General features: G+C 50.7%; 1 protein-coding gene. It reads left to right on the forward strand.

The window, feature by feature from the left end; translation table 11 throughout:
- Nucleotides 1-211: 211 nt before the first annotated feature.
- Nucleotides 212-1,362, forward strand: a 1,151-nt coding sequence (locus L691_RS0112345; protein ID WP_025690833.1) for an AI-2E family transporter, incomplete at its 3' end; no start/stop codon positions are given.

A 1,362-nucleotide genomic window follows, 5' to 3' on the forward strand; every position in this document is an offset into this window, starting at 1 on the left:
GGACGGGTTAACGCCGATGCTTTATGCGGACGCCAAAAACCCGGATTCCAATAAAGTGTATCAGTCGATCGGCTTTGTGGGCGCAGGGAGGATCGCGGATATAAGTTTCGCTAATAGGGCCCGCCGGATTTGACTTGCCCGCCGCAAGTTGACTATGCTATTAAAAAAGCCGACGTACGCTTGATTAATTGCCGCATTGGGAGGCTTGTGGATGCAAAGAATGCAAATCTGGCCGGAGAGATTCCGCAAATTTTTTCTGAACAATAAATTCGTCGTTTTTCTGCTTGTGCTGCTGCTTATCGGACTCAATGTGCTTGTATTCGCGAGGATACCGTTCATCTTCATCCCGTTGTCGGTGCTGCTCCATACGGTGGCGCTGCCTGTTATTTTGTCGGGGGTCGCCTATTACCTGCTGAATCCGCTGGTGGACCGGCTGGAGCGTAAGAGCAGGGTTAAGCGCGCTTATGGGATCGTGATTTTGTACCTTCTTATAATCGGGGTCATAACCGTTATTCTGCTGACAGTCATTCCGATTATCAAGGGTCAGCTCTTGGATCTAATTGACAATTTCCCCCGTTACAGCGCCCAAATCCAAGAGGAATTCAGTGATTTAATGGGCAGCCGGCTTTTCGATCAGCTGCAGCAGAACATGGGAGCAGACGTCAGCACGCTGACGACGCGAGTGTCCGAATGGCTCACTACATTTTTACATAACGCTCTAAATGGTGTGGGCAGCTTTGTCGGAACGCTTACCGAGATCATACTGGGAATTGTAACGACCCCGTTTATCCTTTTTTACATGCTCAGGGACGGCAAACGTTTCCCCGATTATATTCAGCATATGGTTCCTACCGCGCTTAAGCCGCAGACCCGGATGGTCATGTCCGAGATGAATCAGCAGATTGCTTCCTATATCCGCGGGCAGATCATCGTAAGCTGCTGTATCGGAGCGCTGCTCTACATCGGCTATCTGATCATCGGCCTGAAATATTCGCTTGTACTCGCCATTGCTGCCGCGTGTACGGCGGTTGTGCCTTATTTGGGTCCGGCCATCGCGATTACGCCCGCCCTTGTCGTGGCACTGGTCACCTCGCCATTCATGCTGCTGAAAATGATTATGGTCTGGACGGCCGTTCAGCTGATTGAAGGCAAGTTCATCTCTCCGCAGATCATGGGCAAGACGCTGAAAATTCATCCGATTACGATCATTTTTGTGATTGTTTTTGCCGGCAAAATGTTCGGTGTGATCGGCATCATTCTGGCTGTGCCGGGGTACGCCGTGCTGAAGGTAGTGGTCACGCATATTTTTCAATGGTTCCGTCTCCGTTCCGGACTGTACGATTCGTCCGAGGACGGTAAAGA

This window comes from Paenibacillus zanthoxyli JH29 (assembly GCF_000520715.1).
In the GTDB taxonomy this organism is placed as follows: Bacteria; Bacillota; Bacilli; order Paenibacillales; family Paenibacillaceae; genus Paenibacillus_AQ; species Paenibacillus_AQ zanthoxyli.